This is a genomic window from Vagococcus jeotgali (genome assembly GCF_035918315.1).
Taxonomy (GTDB): domain Bacteria; phylum Bacillota; class Bacilli; order Lactobacillales; family Vagococcaceae; genus Vagococcus; species Vagococcus jeotgali.
On the sequence record NZ_CP142146.1, the window covers coordinates 329,903 to 348,564 of the forward strand.

The following is an 18,662-nucleotide window of genomic DNA, read 5'->3' on the forward strand; positions in this document are numbered from 1 at the left end:
CTTCTTTTTAATTAAATTGAAATGATTGACCTTGAATAAGGAAAATCCGTCGCTTAAAAGTTAAGAAATTTCGGTAACCATAGGCTGTTCGTTTGATAGCTTTGATTCGGTTGTTAATTCCTTCTAAAAAACCATTTGAATAAGAATAATTTAAAGCATTGGTAACACCTTGCCTGAAGGTTTGGAATGTTTTGAATTTGGCTTTAAATTCCTTAGGAAGCTCATTAGAGATAGAATGAGTTAATTCTAAAAATAAGTCTGAATCCTTTGTTTCATAAGCATATTTTAACTCTTGTATATAATCATATGCGATTTTTATAGTTGAGTTATAGGAAAGAAGTTCTTCAATGACACCAACTTGTGTCATACTTTTATTGAAAAGAGGATAATTACTATATGTAGTGGCACTTAATTGACTAGAGTCTTTTAAAAATAGTTTCCAATATTTTTTTATTCTCCGGTATTGTTTTGCTTCTTCATTATCATAACGTTTTAATTGATTCATTTCTTTTATTCTTAGTTGATTAAAAGAACGATTGATATGCTGAATGATATGGAATCTATCTGTCACAATCTCTGCATGTGGAAATACAGTTTTAAGAAGGCCACCGTAGTTGGCATTCATATCCATGACGAGAAACTTCACTTTTAACCGCTCTTTTCTGGAGTATTTCAGGAAGTACTTAATAAGAGAGAAGAGACGTCTATCTGGTAAAATATCAATAATCTTTTTACTTTCAGCATCAGCACAAATAAAGCTCATACCAGATTGACATGACTTAGTTGATTTAAATTCATCGACACATAGTACTTTTGGTAGATGTTGAAAGTTGGTTAGACAGTGGTTGGTAAAGTCGTATAAAACACGTTGTACCGTGTTATCAGAAACATGATGGAATCTAGCGATCTCTTTTCTTGAACGATCTTCTTTCAAATCTAAGGCGATTTGATACTTTAATGTTTTCGATATATGACAATAGTCATCGACTAACGCAGTATCAGCACTGAATGTTGTATGACATTCTTTACATAGATATCGTTCTCTTTTAAGTTCTAAATAAGTTGTGACCCTATTAAACTCTGGTAGTTGTGTTTTAGTAGTATAAGTACCATTTTTAACACACGTATTCTGATGACAAGAGGGGCATATTCTGTCTGGAGACGTTAGTCTTCCCCTTATTATATTTGAGCGTCTACCTCTAATAGTAGCCTCAGTTAACCAATCTTTTTCAAAAATAATAGATTTGTCTGTTAAATTAAGTAATTTTCTAGTATGATTATCCATGGGAACATCCTCCTAATAATTTGGTTTTTGTCGACTTTATTTTATCATGTTTGGATGTTCCTTTTTGTATTTAAAAACAAAAAATCGTATTAATGGAAACTATCCATCAACACGATTTATTATAGACCCGATATTTTAAAAGATATGCGTTTAGATATTTTTTCACATTTACAAACATTATCTTTTTCTTATTATGATAGTAGACCTCATGGTAAGATTTTAATTCGAGTAGTGAATTATATTAATAGCTTAAGTGATTTATTAAGTAATAGTTTAAACAATTTTTTCTTTGATATCGTTAATATGCTCATTACTTTATGTGTGATGTTTTTAATTAATGCAAAGCTAGCACTGTATAGTTTAATTCTCTTACCGGTGCTAGGATTAGTGACATGGGGCATTCAAAAGCTACAAAAAAAAGCTTATCAGGAATTAAGTAATAAGCAATCAAACCTAACAGCCTACACTCATGAAAGTATTGCTGGAGTAAAGGTGACGCAATCTTTCACTCAGGAATATCAAAAGCAAGAGGTATTAGAAGATTTATCTGGCCAATATAAAAAGTCATGGATGAAGGCTGTTTATATTGTGAGATTATTATGGCCAGCAGTGGAGTTAATTTCAATTTTAACTACCTGTCTACTATATTATGCGGGGATCAAACAAATCGGAATTGAAGTAAGTGTTGGGACTTTAGTTGCTTTTATGGCTTATATTTCTAATTTTTGGAACCCAGTTATTAATATTGGTAACTTTTATAATCAATTAGTCACAGCGACAGCTTATCTAGAGCGTATTTTTGAAACATTAGATGAAGTACCAGATATTCAAGATAAAAAGGGTGCTATTGTTTTACCACCAGTCAAAGGTGAGGTAGATTTTGATCATGTTTATTTTCGTTATGAAAAAGATGGTCCTAATATTTTAGATGATGTGACTTTTCATGTGTCACCTGGTGAGAGTATTGCCTTAGTTGGGCCTACAGGATCAGGTAAAACTACAATTGTGAATCTTATTAACCGATTTTATGATGTTAGTAGTGGGGCTGTTAACATTGATGGTTATGACATTCGTGATGTCACGATTAATTCTTTAAGAAGCCAAGTCGGCGTGATGTTACAAGATCCGTTTATTTTTTCAGGTACTATTTTAGAAAATATTGGTTATGGGAAATTAGATGCTACTCGTGAGGAAATTATTGAAGCTAGTAAAATTGTTAGAGCTCATGACTTCATTGAAAAGTTACCAAAGGGCTATGATACAGTAGTCGAAGAGCGTGGGAGTACATTATCATCTGGACAGCGTCAATTAATTTCATTTGCTAGAGTGTTATTAGCTGATCCAAAAATCCTAATATTAGATGAAGCCACGTCAAATATCGATACACAAACTGAAGAATTACTTCAAGCAGGTATTAATCAATTATTACGCAATAGGACATCATTTATTATTGCACACCGTTTGTCGACTATAAAGCATTGTTCTTCCATTTTTGTGATTGATAGAGGTCAGATTAAAGAAGTAGGAACTCATGAAGACTTGCTTAGACAAGATGGTCATTATGCTATGTTACATAAGGCGCAATTTGATTCTATGTCTTAGTCTCATAACAATAAAAAACTCAGCCGATTTTGGCTGAGTTTTTTATTGTTAAATATGTTTTACAAACAAAATTTGTTCATAAGTATCTGTTTTAGTGACCTCTTTAGTCATAAAATCTTCTTTTTCAAAGAAGTATCTGGCTACAGTATTTGGTACTGGACATAATAACTCAATAGTATCTGTACCTGTATCACTAACTGTTTTTTCTAAAGCTTTATAGAGTTGATTAGCTAGATCTGTTCCACGGTATTCTTTTTCCAAGACAAATTCACCAATGATACCAGTTCCTTTTTCAGGTGTGTCTTCAATCCAATCAATAAACCCTATTAATTTCTTGTCATCAAAAATACCATACATGTATTTTTGAGAAGCAGAGGTATTAGTAGGTAGAGAAGTGAAAAATTTCTTAGCTTCTGCTGTTGAAGGTGTGTGATCTGTATAAGCAGTAAAATAGTCATTCGTGTTGATTAGTAATTGTTTAAATGCCTCTATCTGCTCAGTATTTGCTCCATCTAATAATTGAATATGAATTGATGGAAAGTTTTCATGGTTAAATTGTTTCATAGCGAGTCGGTAATCTCCTTTTTATTGTGATAGAGTCCCACAAGATCTAAATCCTTAAACTCTGTCATATGTTGTTTTTTATACCAAACAATGATTGGTTGGTTATCTTTTTGTCCATCAGTGATTAATAGACATTGCCTAATATGGGTAGATTTTTTTTAAGACATGAAGAAGTAGTTTAGTACCAATCCCCGTCCCAGGCACTAATAACAAGTTCACTTTGTGTTATCAATCTAGATAAATCATCAAAGTCATCCGTGTATGATGTCCAACCTACTGAGAGATACAAAGAACGTAAGTCTTGATCAAGTAAATCTTTACTAGATTGATATGTTATTTCCAAAGATAACACCTCTTTTTCATATACCAATAGAATAGCGTATTCTACCTATAAAGAAAAGGAAAATTTTTAAGGAGTAGCTGTTTCTATCATTCGAAAGTGATAATGTCCTAAGTAGGTCGAAAGACAAAATGTCCCAAAATGATAAAATAACTTTATGAAAAGGATAAATCTAACAATGAATGAAACCAAAAAGTATCAAGTTATTAAAGCTGTCGCTGAAAATAAAAAACAAAAAAAGAGAGCTAGTATTGAACTTAATTTATCTAAATGTGAGCCCTCATTTTGGGACATTTTTCTGTTCGATTGACAGTGAATAAATTTCATTTTTTTAGAATAATTGAAAATTATTGTAGCTTTCAAGAATATTTTCAGATATAGTAACATAGTGTGAAACGGACGAGTTCATTAATGAATAAGGATAAGTAAGAGAGGATGAAGATGTGTTATGGCACAACACTCAGAATTGATGGCAAAAATTGATGCCTCAATTGAGAAAAAAAATGAATTGATTCAAAAAGATTTTAAGAGGTATGCAGTACGTTCCATTTTAGCTACTTTGTATTTAGCACTAGGATCAGCGATTGCGATTACTTTAGGTTTGAAATTTGACGGAGCTCCAGGAAAGTTGATGTATGCTTTTGCATTTGGTTTAGGACTTGTTTTAATTATATTTTTAAATGCAGAACTTGGTACGTCAAACATGATGTATATGACAGTGGCAACTTATCGTAAGAAATTATCAGCTTCTCGTGCTTTTAAGATTTTAATGGTTTGTGTGTTGTTTAATATCATTGGGGCTATTTTGGTAGCTTACCTATTAACATTAACAGGAGCGTTTAGTAATCTAGGGCCTGATAATTTTTTAACTCACATTGTTGAAGGGAAATTTGAAAAAGGTGCTGTACAAACTTTTATTGAAGCGATGTTTGCTAATATCATTGTTAACTTAGCTGTGTTAATGTCGATGCGAATCAAAGAAGATATCGGTAAAATTGTTGGTGTGATTTTGGTGATTTTCATTTTTACTTTTTTAGGTTTTGAGCATGTTATCGCCAATTTTGTTTACTTCCCACTAGCTTACTTTTCAACAGGTGGTGCTATTGCAGGAATGACAATGGGTGCTTTAACACAAAATATCATCTTGGCCTTCTTAGGGAACTTTGTAGGTGGGGGATTAGTTGTTGGTTTAACTTATGCTTGGTTAAATAACGATGAATCACTTGAGTATTTAGATTAATAATGAAGTTATAAAAAACGAGGGAGACGCTAGTCTCCCTCGTTTTTTACTTATTTTCAGCTTAATAATTGTAAACCATCTGGTGCGTACAGAGGGTTTTCTTTATTAATATGATCATAAAACATAATCCCGTTTAAATGATCGATCTCATGCTGAATCACAATAGCATCATAACCTTTTAAGCGCATTTTTTGTGTCTCACCGTTTTTATCTTGGTAAGTAATGGTTATACGAGCATGTCTAATCACGTAACCAGGTACATGGCGATCAACAGATAAACAGCCTTCCCCTTCTTCGATACAAGCTTGCTGTACGGAGTGAGAAATAATTTTTGGGTTATACATGACGGTACTAATATGTGGCACATCACTATCTTCATCTAAACTAGGGACCTCAATGGCAATCATACGTTTTGAGGCGTCTAACTGAGGAGCGGCAATCCCAACTCCACCGCGTAATCCGTATTTTTCAGCCATTTCAGGATCTTGGCTGTTTTTTAAAAACTCTTGCATTTTCTCACCTAAGGCTAAGTCCTCTTCACTTAGTGGAAAGGGAACTTCCTCAGCAACAAGTCGTAAAGTAGGGTGTCCTTCACGAATAATATCTTCCATTTTAATCATTATATGTGGTCATCCTTTCGAAACTGTTTCTTTATTCCAACTATTTTAGCATAAAAGATACATAAGATAAATACATAGAGATTGTCACTAAATGATTATTAAATTAAATAGTCAAAAAAATAATAAAGGTAAAAAAAACATTATTAATATTGGATTTTAGCATGTTTTTATCAAATAACTTATGCTATGATAAATCACTGTAAGCCTAGGCTATGTGTCAAGGGCATTGATAAATTAGGGGGAATTTTGGGATGTTAAAGCAAGACGTTGGAATGGTAGGTTTAGGTGTTATGGGGAGAAACCTAGCCTTGAATATGGAAAATAAGGGATACCGTGTTTCTGTTTATAGCCATTTTAATGAGGAAACAGAAAAATTTATAGTTCATCAATCACAAAAAAAGCTAAAAGGTGTATTATGATGATGGTCACAGCTGGAGAAGTAACAGATAAGGTGATTGATTGCTTGACGCCTTATTTGGAGCCAAGGGATATATTAATTGATGGAGGTAACACATATTTTCAAGATACACTAACTAGAAGTGATAGATTAGCTGAAAAAGGTATTCATTTTATTGGAACTGGTGTGTCAGGTGGTGAAGAAGGTGCGTTAAACGGGCCTTCTCTTATGCCTGGAGGACAAAAAGAAGCTTATGAGTTGATTCAACCAATCTTTGAAAGCATTGCAGCAAAAGCAAGTGATGATACACCTTGTGTGACGTATGTTGGAGAAGACGGTGCTGGTCATTATGTCAAGATGGTACACAATGGAATCGAGTACGGGGACATGCAGTTGATTGCTGAAGCATATGACTGGTTGACTAAAGTACTACATCTTTCAGTGAAGGAAGTCGCTGATATTTTTAGAGAGTGGAACAAGGGCGAGTTAAATAGTTATTTAATGGAGATAACTTCTGATATATTAACAAGAAAAGATGATTTAGAAACTGACAAACCTATAGATAGCGTAAAATATTTTGTGTAAATAGAAATTTAGGGTAGAAAAAAAGAAAGTCCATTCTGTAAAATTAAAGTTACCACACAAAAATTTTATAGGAGGACTTTCTCATGAATAATTTTACTACAGAAATTATGGAAACACTAATCAATAAAGGTGATTTGGATGATTTGTTTCGCCATCATCTAGAGCTAGCTATTAATTCATTATTAAAAGCTGAACTGACAGCATTTCTTGACTATGAAAAATATGATAGATCTGGATTTAATTCAGGTAATTCCCGAAATGGGAATTATTCACGTTCATTTAAAACGGAGTATGGAGAACTAAATTTAGTAATCCCTAGAGATAGGAATGGTGAGTTTTCTCAACAAACATTACCTGCTTATAAAAGAACCAATGACTCTTTAGAAACGACTATTATTCAGCTATTTCAAAAAGGAATAACGATGTCTGAAATCTCTGATTTAATTGAAAAGATGTATGGTCATTATTACACGCCACAAACTATTTCAAACATAAGTAAAATTGTATCTGAAGATGTTTTAGCTTTTAAAGAAAGAACTTTAGAGGCTAAATACTCAGTTATTTTTATGGATGCTACTCATATTCCAGTAAAAAGGAAAACCGTAGCAAAAGAAGCTATTTACATAGTAATTGGTATCCGGTTAGATGGAACCAAAGAAGTTCTAGGATTTACTATTGCTCCAACTGAATCTGCCTACATTTGGAAAGAGATACTTCAAGACCTAAAAGACCGTGGTTTAGAAGAGGTTTTATTAGTTGTAACTGATGGTTTAAACGGTATTCACGATAGCATCCATAGTGTCTATCCAAATGCTCAATTTCAACAATGTTGTGTTCATGTCTCTAGAAATATTGCTCATAAAGTTCGTGTTAAGGATAGAAAAGAAATCTGTGATGATTTTAAAACTGTCTATCAAGCTCTTTCAAAAGAGGAAGCAATTGAACAAGTAACTTTTATGACAGAAAAATGGAAAAAGCAGTATCCACGAGTTGTGAAGTTACTCATGAATCCTGCTATATTAACTTTCTATAACTTCCCGCCATCAATCAGAAGAACTATCTACTCAACTAACTTGATTGAGGGATTCAATAAACAGTTAAAAAAATATACAAAGAGAAAAGAACAATTTCCTAATGAAGAATCTCTGGAGAGATTCCTTGTTTCTCAGTTCAATGAATATAACCAAAAGTTTTTAGGTAGAGTGCATAAAGGATTTAAGGAAATTCAAGATACATTAGAATCAATGTTTTAACTTAAAATAATGGAATGGATTTTCCATTTACACATAATTCTTGACGCAACCAACCTATAGTTGATGTGATTTTAGATGTCGCAGGAAACAAAGGGACTGGAAAGTGGACGAGTCAAAATGCTCTTGATTTAGGCACACCACTACCTCTTGTAACAGAAGCAGTCTTTGCTAGATTTATCTCTACATTAAAAGATGAGCGCAAGCTTGCAAGTCGTTTAATTCCTGAACCTAAATTTGAAGTGTTTGAGGGAGATAAAACACAAATAATAGAATCCATCAGACAAGCTTTATATTTTAGTAAAATCATGAGTTATGCTCAAGGTTTTGCTCAAATGAAAATGGCTAGTGAAGAGTATGGTTGGGAGTTAAACTATGGTAATATTGCTAAGATTTTCCGTGGTGGCTGTATTATTAGGGCTCAGTTTTTACAAAAAATTACGGAGGCTTTTAACAAAAAATCATCTCTGAAAAATTTAATGTTAGATGAGTATTTTTTGACAATTACTTCGAATTATCAAGAGTCAGTTAGAGAAGTTGTCTGTCTAGGAGTAAATTCAGGTGTGGCTATACCAACGTTTTCTTCAGCGATTGCTTATTACGATTCATATCGAAGTGAAGATTTACCAGCAAATATTATTCAGGCTCAAAGAGATTACTTCGGGGCACATACTTATCAGAGAAAAGACAGAGAAGGTATGTTTCATTATGACTGGTATAACAGCAAGAACTAAAGTGTGAAAAATAGTCAGTTATCTATTAAAATCTCATTTTAATTCTTGCTTTTACACTTGAAATCATGTAAAGTACAACATGTGTGACAAAGTCATACGACCTATTTCTGGGTTTACCGAATCACCAACGGTTTACTAAGATTTAGGCAAATAAAAAGAAGAGGTGAAACACATGGCAATTACAAAAGAACGTAAAAACGAAATCATCAAAGAATACGCACGTCATGAAGGGGATACAGGTTCTTCAGAAGTACAAATCGCAGTATTAACAGCTGAGATTAATGCACTTAATGAGCATGCTCAAATGCATAAAAAAGACCACCATTCATACCGTGGATTAATGAAAAAAATTGGACACCGTCGTAATTTATTAGCTTACTTACGTAAGACAGATGTTCAAAGCTACCGTGAATTAATTCAACGTCTAGGATTACGTCGTTAATCTGTTTATTTTGAAAATAAGAGGATAAGTGAGGTCGAGGGATCTCACTTTTCTTTTAAAAAAAACCGGGAGTAACCCTGTTGTCTACTATGCAAATATGAGTTTTTTCATGTAGAAAATTGATATTTGTTTAGTAGTAGAGCTACCTCGGTTATATTAAAGGAGAAACAAATCATGCAAAGTGAAAAACATGTATTCGAGACAACTTGGGGCGGACGCCCACTATCAGTTGAGATTGGTCAACTAGCAAAACAAGCTAATGGTGCTGTTTTAGTAAGATACGGAGATACTGTTGTTTTATCAGCAGCTGTGGCTTCAAAACAAGCCAAAGATGTAGACTTTTTCCCATTAACAGTCAATTATGAGGAAAAAATGTATGCCGTTGGTAAAGTACCAGGTGGATTTATCAAGCGTGAAGGTCGTCCAAGTGAGAAAGCGACACTAACAGCCCGGTTAATTGACCGTCCACTACGTCCAATGTTCGCTGAAGGATTCCGTAATGAAGTTCAAATTACTAATACAGTGATGAGTGTGGATCAAGACTGTCCACCAGATATGGCAGCAATGCTTGGTTCTTCTCTTGCTTTATGTGTATCAGATGTTCCTTTTAACGGACCTATTGCAGGTGTTGAAGTAGGACGCATTCATGGTGAGTACATCATTAACCCAACTGTTGAACAAGCAGAATTAACAGATATTGAACTAACAGTTGCTGGTACAAAAGATGCGATTAACATGGTAGAAAGTGGTGCTAAAGAAGTATCAGAAGAAGATATGTTAGGAGCTCTTTTATTTGGTCATGCTGAAATCAAACGTTTAGTTGAATTCCAAGAAATGATTGCCAAGGAAATTGGTAAAGAGAAAATGGAAGTTGAGCTATTAAAAGTTGATGCTGATTTAGAAAAAGAAATCAACGATGCTTACAAAGCCCGTATGATTGAAGCGATTCAAACAGAAGAAAAATTAGCTCGTGAGGATAATATTTCAGCTTTAAAAGAAGAAATCACAACTTTATATGAAAAAAAATCAATTAATAGTGACGACGCAGCTAAAATGATGAAAGAAGTACGTCAAATTTTAGAAGACATGGAAAAAAATGAAGTACGTCGTCTAATCACAGTTGCTAAAGTTCGCCCAGATGGTCGACAAATCGATGAAATTAGACCACTTGCCTCAGAAGTAGCGATCTTGCCTCGCGTTCACGGTTCTGGATTATTTACTCGTGGACAAACACAAGCATTATCAGTTTGTACTCTAGCACCACTTGGGGAGCATCAAATTATTGATGGTCTTGGCGTGGAAGATAGTAAGAGGTTTATTCACCACTATAACTTCCCACAATACTCTGTAGGCTCAACAGGACCTACAAGAGGGCCAGGACGTCGTGAAATTGGTCACGGTGCTTTAGGTGAGCGTGCTATGGCTCAAGTCATTCCTGATGAATCAGAATTCCCGTACACAATTCGTGTGGTATCTGAGGTGTTAGAATCAAATGGATCTTCTTCTCAAGCAAGTATTTGTGCAGGTATCTTAGCCTTAATGGATGCTGGTGTTCCGATTAAATCACCTGTTGCAGGGATTGCTATGGGTCTTGTGATGGACGAGGAAGATTATACTATCTTAACAGATATCCAAGGTATGGAAGACCACCTAGGTGATATGGACTTTAAAGTAGCTGGTACAAAAGATGGTATCACAGCTCTTCAAATGGACATTAAAATCGAAGGTATTACTGAAGCGATTTTAACAGAAGCTCTAACACAAGCTAAAAAAGCTCGTATGGAATTATTAGATGAATTAACGTCAACTATTTCTGAGCCTAGAGCAGAATTAAGTAAATACGCTCCGAAAATTGAAATGATTCAAATTAAACCTGAGAAAATCAAAGACGTGATTGGTAAGGGTGGGGAGACTATCAACAAGATTATCGAAGAAACTGATGTTAAAATTGATATTGATCAAGAAGGTAATGTTAGTATTGCCCATTCTGATAAAGAAAAAATTGATCGTGCGATTGAGATCATCAGTGACTTAGTTAGAGAAGCTGAAGTAGGCCAAGTTTACACTGCTAAAGTTGTTCGTATTGAAAAATTTGGTGCTTTTGTTAACCTATTTAAAGGTAAAGATGCCTTAGTACATATTTCTCAAATTTCACATGACCGTGTGAATAAAGTGGAAGATGTAGTCAGCTTAGGTGATGAAATTGATGTTAAAATCACTGAAATCGATCGTCAAGGTCGTGTTAATGCATCACGTAAAGCATTAATTGAAAAACCAAAAGAAGAAAAAGCAGTAGAAGATAAAAAAGAAACAGAAGAAACTAAATAATATGTTTTAGACCAGCCTTTATCATGAAGGTTGGTCTTTCTTATTGGTTTGTAAATTACTTGTAAGATATGAAAAAATGGTTGTATTATGGATGAAAAAAGTCTATAATGACTTTTTGAAAGTTAAAGAGGTGACTAATGTGAAATTGACAAATGCAACAGAACAAGCTTTGGCTGTCATGGCAATGTTATCTACTCAAGAAGAAGCTATTCCTTTGTCTTCTGTTGCCATTTATCAAAAACTATCTGTTTCGTCTTCTTATATGAGTAAATTACTTAGAAAATTAGTCGTAGCAGAAGTGATTGAAGGTGTATCTGGCAAAAGTGGTGGGTTTTATATTAAAAAAGATTTATCTCAGATTACATTGTTAGATATTGTAGAAGCAATCGAAGGACCTTTTCATTCTTTTCCTCATTCTGGAGTGTTAGAGAGAGCGTTTAGTGACTTTACAGAGATTGCACAAAATGGTGATAAACTAATAGCTGATTATTTTCATCGAGCTGATGATTATTGGTCAGAAGAATTAGAAAGTGTTTGTATTAAGGATGTTTTGATTAATGTCTTTCAAGTATATGGTGAGATTCCAAAAAGAAATTGGAATGACTATTTAGAAGGTGAGTGACGCTAAGGATGAAAAAACGTATAAAAAAAGTTCTAGAGCTATTTGCCCTAGACTGGAAAAGAATTTATAAAAATAAGCTGACTTTTTTGCTTATTTTAGCTTTGATGGTTATACCATCTTTATATGCTTGGTTTAATATTGCCGCATTGTGGGATCCTTATTCAAATACGGGAGATATCAAAATAGGGGTCTATTCAGACGATAAGACAGTGAAACTGCAAGGTAAAGAAATCAACATTGGTCATGATTTAGTTGATAATTTAAAAAATAATGACACATTAGGTTGGCAATTTGTGACTTCTAAAGAAGAATTAGATAAAAAGGTTAAAAGTGGGGACTATTATGCCGGGATATATATTCCCTCTAATTTTTCTGATAATTTATTAAGTTTTGTGGATGGTAAAATTAAGTATCCTGAAATCGATTATCAAGTCAATCAGAAAATCAATGCCATTGCACCAAAAATTTCTGATAAAGGGGCTAGTACTCTGCAAGAGACTATAACGACAGAGTTTGTTGAAACTGCAAGTAAGACTCTTTTAGAAGTCTTTAATGAAGTAGGTTTTAATTTAGATGCTAATCTGCCATCGATTAGAAAAGTAACAAGTAAATTACTATTGGTTGATGATAATTTAGATGTGATTGATGATTATACAAAAGATGTTTTAGAGCTAAAGAAAAAAATGCCTGAATACAAAGATAAGCTAAACTTGGCTAATGAGTTTGTTGATTACTTCCCTGAACTAAATAAAATGACAGATAAAGTGGTTGATTTAAATGGGAGATTACCAGAAATTGCACAATATGGTCAAGTGGTTTATGACGTACAAGGTAATATTCCAAATATTAAAAATGCAGGGGCTCAGTTAAATAAAGCAGATCAAGACATGGGTAGAATTGTTAAGATGATGGATGATGCAGTCACAGAGGCGACTCAAGGTCTTGAAGTTATTCAAACAGCACAGGAAGTGTTACCTGATGTGACTCAGCTAATCAATACAACAGATCATATGATCCCAGAGTTACAACAACAAATTAGTGATGTTTCAGATGCCTTACCTCAAATTACAGCAGGTTTAATTGAAGGTCTAAAAGTATTAGATACACTCTCGAAAGCATCAGCTAGACTTGCTGCTGATATTGCTTCGATAAATACAGAAGAACAAGCAGCTCACGTTCAAGATCAATTAGTCAAATTAGATGCGCAACTTGCTTCTCAAGTACAGATGATTGATACGCTAATTCAAACACTAACTGATATAGCTAACTTACCTAATGGACCTGATATGTCTGGGCCAATCCAGAGTCTAGAGTATATGAAAACTCAAGTCTTACAAGTGAAATCTCAAGTAGAGGACATATTAGCTAACTGGCCAGCTTACGCAGCAGCCCCAGGTCAATTACAAGCCCGTCTTGAAGAGGTGAGTCGTGAGTTAGGTGAGATTGTGATGAATGTTGACCCGCAAGAAATTGAAAATTCTGTGAGTCACACGATTAGTGATATTCAGGACATGCTAAATTCTGCTAAAAATATCACAGGAACAATTATCGCTGATGGCACGATGAGTACATTAGATCAATTACTGAAAAATACAACAGTAACGATTAATGAAGCAATCCAATTTTTAAAAGAATACCAACAAGAAATGCCTGCTATTCAAGAGGAAGTTCATGCAGCAAATACATTGTTAAATAGTAATATGGATTTGATTATTGGTGGAATTAATGATGGAGCTAGCTTCTTTAGAAATGATTTTCCTAAAGTACAAGATAAGATGGGTCGAGCTACTGATTTTATCAAATCAGACTTACCAGGAATTGAAGATGATATTAAAGAAACCATGGGGAAAGTCAATGATAAAATGCCATTGTTAGATGAAGCGCTAGATGCTGCTGAAACCATGATTAAGGAAGATTGGCCAAATATTAAAGATGGGATTCATAAAGCCTCAGATGCTATTCGTAAGGGTGAAGAGACAGTTGACTTGGAGGATGTGATCAAGTTTTTAAAACGTGATGTGAATGCTGAGAGTGACTTTATCTCTAGCCCGATTAAGCTAAAACAAATTGATGTCTACCCTGTACCAAATTATGGTTCAGCAAGCACACCATTTTATACTGCGCTTTGTTTATGGGTAGGAGCTGTATTATTCTCAAGTATTGCGTCTACGAAATTTTATTTTGAAGAAGATCAAAAAGGTAAATATTCTAAACGTCAACAGTTTCTAGCTAGAATGGGTACTTTTTTAGTTGTAGGATTCTTCCAAACGCTAATTGTGGTTTTAGGGAATCAATTTTTACTAGGAACGTACACAAAAAATCCGGTTTTAAATGTATTGTTTGCTCTATTAATAGGTCAAACCTTCATGGTAATGGTTTATGTTTTAGTCGCTTTATTTGATAATCTAGGTAAAGGGATAGCGATTATTATTCTTGTGCTTTCCATTTCAGCTGGGGGTGGTAATTTCCCAATTGAGATGTCAGGGCCATTCTTTAGATGGGTTAATCCTTATATTCCATTTACTCATGCCGTTGATTTGCTTAGAGAGTCTGTGGGCGGGGTTTACTGGCCAACTGCTTGGAAAGAAATTGTGATTTTAGTGTGTGTGACTATCGGATTTTTCATCGTAGGCTATGTCTTATATCCACGTGCTGAGAGATTATTTAAAAAAGTAGATGAGAATTTAAAAGAAGGACGTATCCTTCACTAATACAAAAGACAAGAAGGTAAGTTAAGAGATACCTTCTTGTCTTTTTTTTAATTGGTTTAATTGTCTGATAAATAAGGTGGCTAATGTTTCTGAGTTGGCGTGCTTAGGTGTAGATAACCAGTCTTTTGTCATGTGAGTGATACCATAAGCAAAGAAAAGTGCATCTTCTTTAACCTGAGCCTGATGTGGGTGCGTTTGGTCTTGAATGATGTATAAAATAAAGTGATTGAGTTGTTTGGTTACTACAGTACTAAAGACGTTATCATTGTTCATTGTTTTTTGGTAAAAGTTAGCTTGTTTTTCAAAATGAGCTAGCAGGCGGTGGAAAATCTGCTCCCATGATTCATAATTTATAAAATGTTCCACTACTTCTTGTAGTTCTTGTTGGTATATCCAAGTTAGTAAATCTTGTTTGTCAGTGAAATGGTCATAAAAGGTTTGTCTTCTATAATCGGCATGATCCATAATATGTTTAATTGAAATTTTGTCATAAGGGGTATCTTTTAATAGGTCTTTTAAGGAGTAGGCGATGATTTTTTTAGTGATTAATGAGCCTGTTGTTACCATAATAACCTCCTTAGTTATCTCTTTTATTTAGAATATCAAGGAAGAGAAGAAAAGACAACAGATACACCATTTTTGTAAGCGGACACATTAGAGGAAGTGTCCATTATAATGGAAGTATTTTCATTATATAATATAAATAGACAAAAATTGGAGGGAACAAAATGAAAAAAGTAATCAATCAACCAGAAGATGTACTAAATGACATGTTAGATGGATTAAGTTTTGCTTATGCTGATATTGTGGAGCGTGTTCCAGAGACTGATGTAGTAGTTAAAGTAGACAAAGAAGATGGAAAAGTTGGGCTTGTAAGTGGTGGGGGAAGTGGTCATGAGCCATCCCACGCAGGTTTTGTTGGGCGAGGTATGTTGAGTGCTGCAGTGTGTGGTGAAGTATTTACCTCTCCAACACCAGATCAAGTTCTTGAGGGAATTAAAGCAGCAGATTCAGGTAAAGGTGTATTTTTAGTCATTAAAAATTACTCAGGTGATGTGATGAATTTTGAAATGGCAAAAGATTTAGCAGAAATGGAAGATATTCCAGTTGAGATGGTTATTGTTGATGATGATATTGCTGTAGAAGATAGTACCTATACTGCAGGACGACGAGGTGTAGCTGGTACAATCCTGGTACATAAAATTTTAGGTCATGCAGCAGAAAAAGGTCAATCACTTGAAGAGATCAAAGCTTTAGCTGATGCTTTAGTACCAAATATTAAAACTTTAGGGGTTGCTTTAACAGGCGCTACAACACCTGCTGTAGGTCACCCTGGTTTTGTCTTAGAAGAAGATGAAATTGAATTTGGAGTTGGGATTCACGGAGAACCAGGCTACCGCAAAGAAAAATTACAACCATCTAAAGAGTTAGCTAAAGAAATTGTGGGTCGTCTTAAAAAAGAATTTAAGTGGGAAAAAGGTGAGCATTTTGGCATAATGGTTAACGGTTTAGGTGCCACACCTTTAATGGAGCAATTTATCTTTACAAATGATGTAAAAGAAATCCTTGAATCAGAAGGATTAGTCATTGATTTCAAAAAAGTTGGGGATATTATGACAGCGATTGATATGGCAGGTCTGTCACTAACAATGATACGTTTAAATAAAGAGTATGAGGAAGCATTAAAAGCAAGTGTGAATACAATAGCTTGGTAGAAGGAGAACAGATATGAATACTGAAAATGTGATGAAGTGGTTACAATTATTTACTGATAAAGTGGTAGAAAATAAGGTGTACCTAAGTGATTTAGATAGTGCTATTGGGGACGGGGATCATGGTGCTAATATGGCCCGAGGTACAACAGAGATGATGGCAGCTCTTCTAGCTAAAAATCCAGAGACGCCAGCAGATATTTTTAAATTAGCTGCGATGACTTTGATTAGTAAAGTGGGCGGAGCATCTGGTCCTTTGTATGGTTCAGCTTTTCTTGGTATGGCAAAAGTTGCCAAAAATTCAGATGATATAGTTGTTATCTTAGAAGGCGGTATGGCTGAGATTGAAAAGCGTGGAAAAAGTAGCGTTGGTGAGAAAACTATGCTAGACATATGGGGTCCTGTTATTGATGCTTTAAAAGCTGGAGATTTATCGATTGAAAAAATTGAAACGATTGCAGAAGCGACAAAAAATATAAAAGCGACAAAAGGACGAGCTTCTTATTTAGGAGATCGCTCTATTGGTCACCTTGACCCAGGAGCAGTCTCTAGTGCTTACTTATTTGAAACAATGATTGAGGCAGGTGTTGTGTCATGAGTCTAGGTATTGTGATGGTATCTCACGTATCAGAAATTGTTGTGGGTGTGCAGCGTTTGATTGATGAGGTGGCTAAAGATGTGCCGGTTACAGTGGCTGGTGGTCTAGAAGACAACGGTGTAGGGACGAGTTTTGAGAAGATAATGGGAGCATTCGCTGAGAATGAAGCAGATGTTATATTAGCTTTTTATGATTTAGGTAGTGCAAAGATGAATTTAGAGATGGTAATGGAGATGTCAGATAAAGAGGTTTATCTATATGACACAGCGTTAGTTGAGAGTGCCTATACAGCTGCAGCTCTTATTCAAGCAGGTGCTGATAAGGAAGCGATTGAAGAACAACTAGCACCCTTAGTAGTAAAATAATAAAATTAAAGTGAATCGAAAATTGTTTTTTTTTATAGGAGAAAACGTTTAACTCCTATCTATCATAAGGGCTGATAATACAAACAGCCCTTATTTTTAGTCTAAAGGTAATCTAGCTAGGGTTAAGTAGTTAATAGGTTATTTTACTAAGAATTAGAGGAGAGTATAGTATGACACGTATGATCAATAAACAAAAAGACATAGTGTCACAAGTTTTAAATGGTGTGACTTATATATATAAAGATCGTTTAACAAGGATACCTAAAACAGGAATAGTTCTTAAAAAAAAATTGGTGAAAAATAAAGTCGCTTTAATTAGTGGTGGTGGTAGTGGTCATGAACCTGCTCATTTTGGGTATATAGGTAATGGTATGTTAGATGGGACAATTAGTGGTCCAGTTTTTACACCACCAAGTGCTAAAGAAATTTTAGAAGCTATTCAATTAGCAGATCAAGGGTGTGGTACGTTATTAATTATTAAAAATTTTGAGGCAGATAGAACAAATTTTTTAGAAGCTCAAAAACAAGCTAAATTACTTGGTTATAAAGTTGATCATGTAATTGTAGATGATGATTGTTCAGTTGTAAGTGATAGAGGGGAGTACTCCCCAAGACGACGTGGTGTAGCAGGTAGTGTCTTTGTTCATAAGATATTAGGTCAAGCCGCTAAAGAAGGAAGAAATCTTGAAGAATTAGTTAAACTAGGTAAGGAAGTTGTTTCATCATTAAATACATTAGGTGTCGCTTTTTCCAGTGGTACAGATATGGAAACTAATGAACCTTTATTTAATATGAATCAGCATGTAGTCTCTTTTGGTATTGGTATTCACGGAGAACAAGGGTATCGTGAAGAGGTGTTTTATTCATCTGAGCACTTAGCAAATGAATTGATTAATAAATTGTTGAATCAGTACCAAGATGATGATAGGTTTGCTGTATTAGTCAATGGTACAGGATCAAGTACATTGATGGAGCAATATATTTTTGCTAATGATGTGGATAGGTTGCTTAAACTCCAACAAAAAGAATCGGCTTTTCAGCTTTGTGGTGAATTTATGACGTCAACAGACATGAAGGGGGTATCCCTTAGTTTATTAAGTTTAAAGGAAGAATATTGGCTGGATTATTTACAAGCTGATACCGATGCTTTTGCATGGCGTTAATTATATGAGAAAATATGTCATATTTATTTGCAGTTCTTATTATTTTATGATATAGTATCTATTGTAGTATATTTGATACGTTTTAGGAAAATTAAAGTTCTATG

The 18,662-nt window shown here is 34.4% G+C and carries 16 protein-coding genes and 3 pseudogenes; 14 read left to right on the top strand and 5 right to left on the bottom strand.

Annotated features, from left to right (window positions below):
- Positions 1-7: 7 nt before the first annotated feature.
- Complete coding sequence (locus tag VSF34_RS01760) at positions 8-1,285, bottom strand: ISL3 family transposase (protein WP_326716709.1); 1,278 nt, start codon at positions 1,283-1,285, stop codon at positions 8-10.
- A gap of 129 nt (positions 1,286-1,414) precedes the next feature.
- Between VSF34_RS01760 and VSF34_RS01765 the strand changes: the two are divergent.
- A pseudogene (locus VSF34_RS01765) lies at positions 1,415-2,887 on the top strand (ABC transporter ATP-binding protein); the annotation flags it as partial.
- 48 nt (positions 2,888-2,935) lie between these two features.
- Here VSF34_RS01765 and VSF34_RS01770 read toward each other — a convergent pair.
- Both VSF34_RS01770 and VSF34_RS01775 read right to left on the bottom strand, forming a co-directional pair.
- Positions 2,936-3,451 (bottom strand): GNAT family N-acetyltransferase, encoded by a 516-nt coding sequence (locus VSF34_RS01770; RefSeq protein ID WP_326717400.1) that lies wholly within the window; start codon positions 3,449-3,451, stop codon positions 2,936-2,938.
- A gap of 178 nt (positions 3,452-3,629) precedes the next feature.
- The gene (locus VSF34_RS01775) at positions 3,630-3,794 is read right to left on the bottom strand and encodes a hypothetical protein (protein WP_326717401.1); all 165 of its coding nucleotides are present in this window, start codon (positions 3,792-3,794) and stop codon (positions 3,630-3,632) included.
- Positions 3,795-3,969: 175 nt separating this feature from the next.
- On the opposite strand from VSF34_RS01775, the gene VSF34_RS01780 reads away from it, so the two are divergent.
- Both VSF34_RS01780 and VSF34_RS01785 read left to right on the top strand, forming a co-directional pair.
- Positions 3,970-4,101 (top strand): hypothetical protein, encoded by a 132-nt coding sequence (locus VSF34_RS01780; protein ID WP_326717402.1) that lies wholly within the window; start codon positions 3,970-3,972, stop codon positions 4,099-4,101.
- Positions 4,102-4,239: 138 nt separating this feature from the next.
- Positions 4,240-5,031, top strand: coding sequence for a formate/nitrite transporter family protein (locus tag VSF34_RS01785; protein ID WP_326717403.1), 792 nt, complete (start codon positions 4,240-4,242; stop codon positions 5,029-5,031).
- Between the two features lie 56 nt (positions 5,032-5,087).
- Here VSF34_RS01785 and def read toward each other — a convergent pair whose 3' ends face one another.
- The gene (gene def / locus VSF34_RS01790) at positions 5,088-5,651 is read right to left on the bottom strand and encodes a peptide deformylase (RefSeq protein ID WP_326717404.1); all 564 of its coding nucleotides are present in this window, start codon (positions 5,649-5,651) and stop codon (positions 5,088-5,090) included.
- 251 nt (positions 5,652-5,902) lie between these two features.
- Between def and VSF34_RS01795 the strand changes: the two are divergent.
- From VSF34_RS01795 to VSF34_RS01825, 7 genes and pseudogenes are all read left to right on the top strand, one after another.
- A pseudogene (locus VSF34_RS01795) lies at positions 5,903-6,618 on the top strand (NAD(P)-binding domain-containing protein); the annotation flags it as partial.
- A 98-nt stretch (positions 6,619-6,716) separates the two neighbouring features.
- A complete protein-coding gene (locus tag VSF34_RS01800; protein ID WP_326716914.1) occupies positions 6,717-7,886 on the top strand; it encodes an IS256 family transposase in 1,170 nt (389 codons plus the stop codon).
- 47 nt (positions 7,887-7,933) lie between these two features.
- Positions 7,934-8,617, top strand: a pseudogene (locus VSF34_RS01805) (NADP(+)-dependent, decarboxylating phosphogluconate dehydrogenase); the annotation flags it as partial.
- A gap of 172 nt (positions 8,618-8,789) precedes the next feature.
- The gene (gene rpsO / locus VSF34_RS01810) at positions 8,790-9,059 is read left to right on the top strand and encodes a 30S ribosomal protein S15 (RefSeq protein WP_326717405.1); all 270 of its coding nucleotides are present in this window, start codon (positions 8,790-8,792) and stop codon (positions 9,057-9,059) included.
- A gap of 174 nt (positions 9,060-9,233) precedes the next feature.
- Positions 9,234-11,387: a polyribonucleotide nucleotidyltransferase gene (gene pnp, locus VSF34_RS01815; protein WP_326717406.1), complete on the top strand. Its 2,154-nt coding sequence runs from the start codon at positions 9,234-9,236 to the stop codon at positions 11,385-11,387.
- A 91-nt stretch (positions 11,388-11,478) separates the two neighbouring features.
- Complete coding sequence (locus VSF34_RS01820; protein WP_326717407.1) at positions 11,479-12,009, top strand: RrF2 family transcriptional regulator; 531 nt, start codon at positions 11,479-11,481, stop codon at positions 12,007-12,009.
- 8 nt (positions 12,010-12,017) lie between these two features.
- Positions 12,018-14,720 carry a YhgE/Pip domain-containing protein gene (locus tag VSF34_RS01825; RefSeq protein WP_326717408.1) on the top strand — a complete coding sequence of 901 codons (2,703 nt, stop codon included), beginning with the start codon at positions 12,018-12,020 and terminating at the stop codon, positions 14,718-14,720.
- A 21-nt stretch (positions 14,721-14,741) separates the two neighbouring features.
- On the opposite strand, the gene dhaS is transcribed toward VSF34_RS01825, so the two are convergent.
- Entirely contained in the window at positions 14,742-15,287 is a 546-nt protein-coding gene (gene dhaS / locus VSF34_RS01830) for a dihydroxyacetone kinase transcriptional activator DhaS (RefSeq protein ID WP_326717409.1), read from the bottom strand.
- A 161-nt stretch (positions 15,288-15,448) separates the two neighbouring features.
- On the opposite strand from dhaS, the gene dhaK reads away from it, so the two are divergent.
- From dhaK to VSF34_RS01850, 4 genes are all read left to right on the top strand, one after another.
- Entirely contained in the window at positions 15,449-16,435 is a 987-nt protein-coding gene (gene dhaK, locus VSF34_RS01835; RefSeq protein WP_326717410.1) for a dihydroxyacetone kinase subunit DhaK, read from the top strand.
- Positions 16,436-16,448: 13 nt separating this feature from the next.
- Positions 16,449-17,030, top strand: a complete 582-nt coding sequence (gene dhaL, locus VSF34_RS01840) for a dihydroxyacetone kinase subunit DhaL (RefSeq protein ID WP_326717411.1) — start codon at positions 16,449-16,451, stop codon at positions 17,028-17,030.
- A complete protein-coding gene (gene dhaM, locus VSF34_RS01845; protein WP_326717412.1) occupies positions 17,027-17,395 on the top strand; it encodes a dihydroxyacetone kinase phosphoryl donor subunit DhaM in 369 nt (122 codons plus the stop codon). The genes dhaL and dhaM overlap by 4 nt, the downstream gene beginning before the upstream one ends.
- Positions 17,396-17,565: 170 nt before the next feature.
- Positions 17,566-18,558 (top strand): dihydroxyacetone kinase subunit DhaK, encoded by a 993-nt coding sequence (locus VSF34_RS01850; protein WP_326717413.1) that lies wholly within the window; start codon positions 17,566-17,568, stop codon positions 18,556-18,558.
- Positions 18,559-18,662 lie beyond the last annotated feature (104 nt).

Coding starts and splice junctions, on each gene's coding strand:
- dhaS (WP_326717409.1), bottom strand. CDS start 15,287: ATGGTAACAACAGGCTCATTAATCACTAAAAAAATCATCGCCTACTCC.
- pnp (WP_326717406.1), top strand. CDS start 9,234: ATGCAAAGTGAAAAACATGTATTCGAGACAACTTGGGGCGGACGCCCA.
- dhaL (WP_326717411.1), top strand. CDS start 16,449: ATGAATACTGAAAATGTGATGAAGTGGTTACAATTATTTACTGATAAA.
- VSF34_RS01780 (WP_326717402.1), top strand. CDS start 3,970: ATGAATGAAACCAAAAAGTATCAAGTTATTAAAGCTGTCGCTGAAAAT.
- def (WP_326717404.1), bottom strand. CDS start 5,651: ATGATTAAAATGGAAGATATTATTCGTGAAGGACACCCTACTTTACGA.
- VSF34_RS01785 (WP_326717403.1), top strand. CDS start 4,240: ATGGCACAACACTCAGAATTGATGGCAAAAATTGATGCCTCAATTGAG.
- VSF34_RS01770 (WP_326717400.1), bottom strand. CDS start 3,451: ATGAAACAATTTAACCATGAAAACTTTCCATCAATTCATATTCAATTA.
- dhaK (WP_326717410.1), top strand. CDS start 15,449: ATGAAAAAAGTAATCAATCAACCAGAAGATGTACTAAATGACATGTTA.
- rpsO (WP_326717405.1), top strand. CDS start 8,790: ATGGCAATTACAAAAGAACGTAAAAACGAAATCATCAAAGAATACGCA.
- VSF34_RS01760 (WP_326716709.1), bottom strand. CDS start 1,285: ATGGATAATCATACTAGAAAATTACTTAATTTAACAGACAAATCTATT.
- VSF34_RS01825 (WP_326717408.1), top strand. CDS start 12,018: ATGAAAAAACGTATAAAAAAAGTTCTAGAGCTATTTGCCCTAGACTGG.
- dhaM (WP_326717412.1), top strand. CDS start 17,027: ATGAGTCTAGGTATTGTGATGGTATCTCACGTATCAGAAATTGTTGTG.
- VSF34_RS01820 (WP_326717407.1), top strand. CDS start 11,479: ATGAAAAAAGTCTATAATGACTTTTTGAAAGTTAAAGAGGTGACTAAT.
- VSF34_RS01800 (WP_326716914.1), top strand. CDS start 6,717: ATGAATAATTTTACTACAGAAATTATGGAAACACTAATCAATAAAGGT.
- VSF34_RS01850 (WP_326717413.1), top strand. CDS start 17,566: ATGACACGTATGATCAATAAACAAAAAGACATAGTGTCACAAGTTTTA.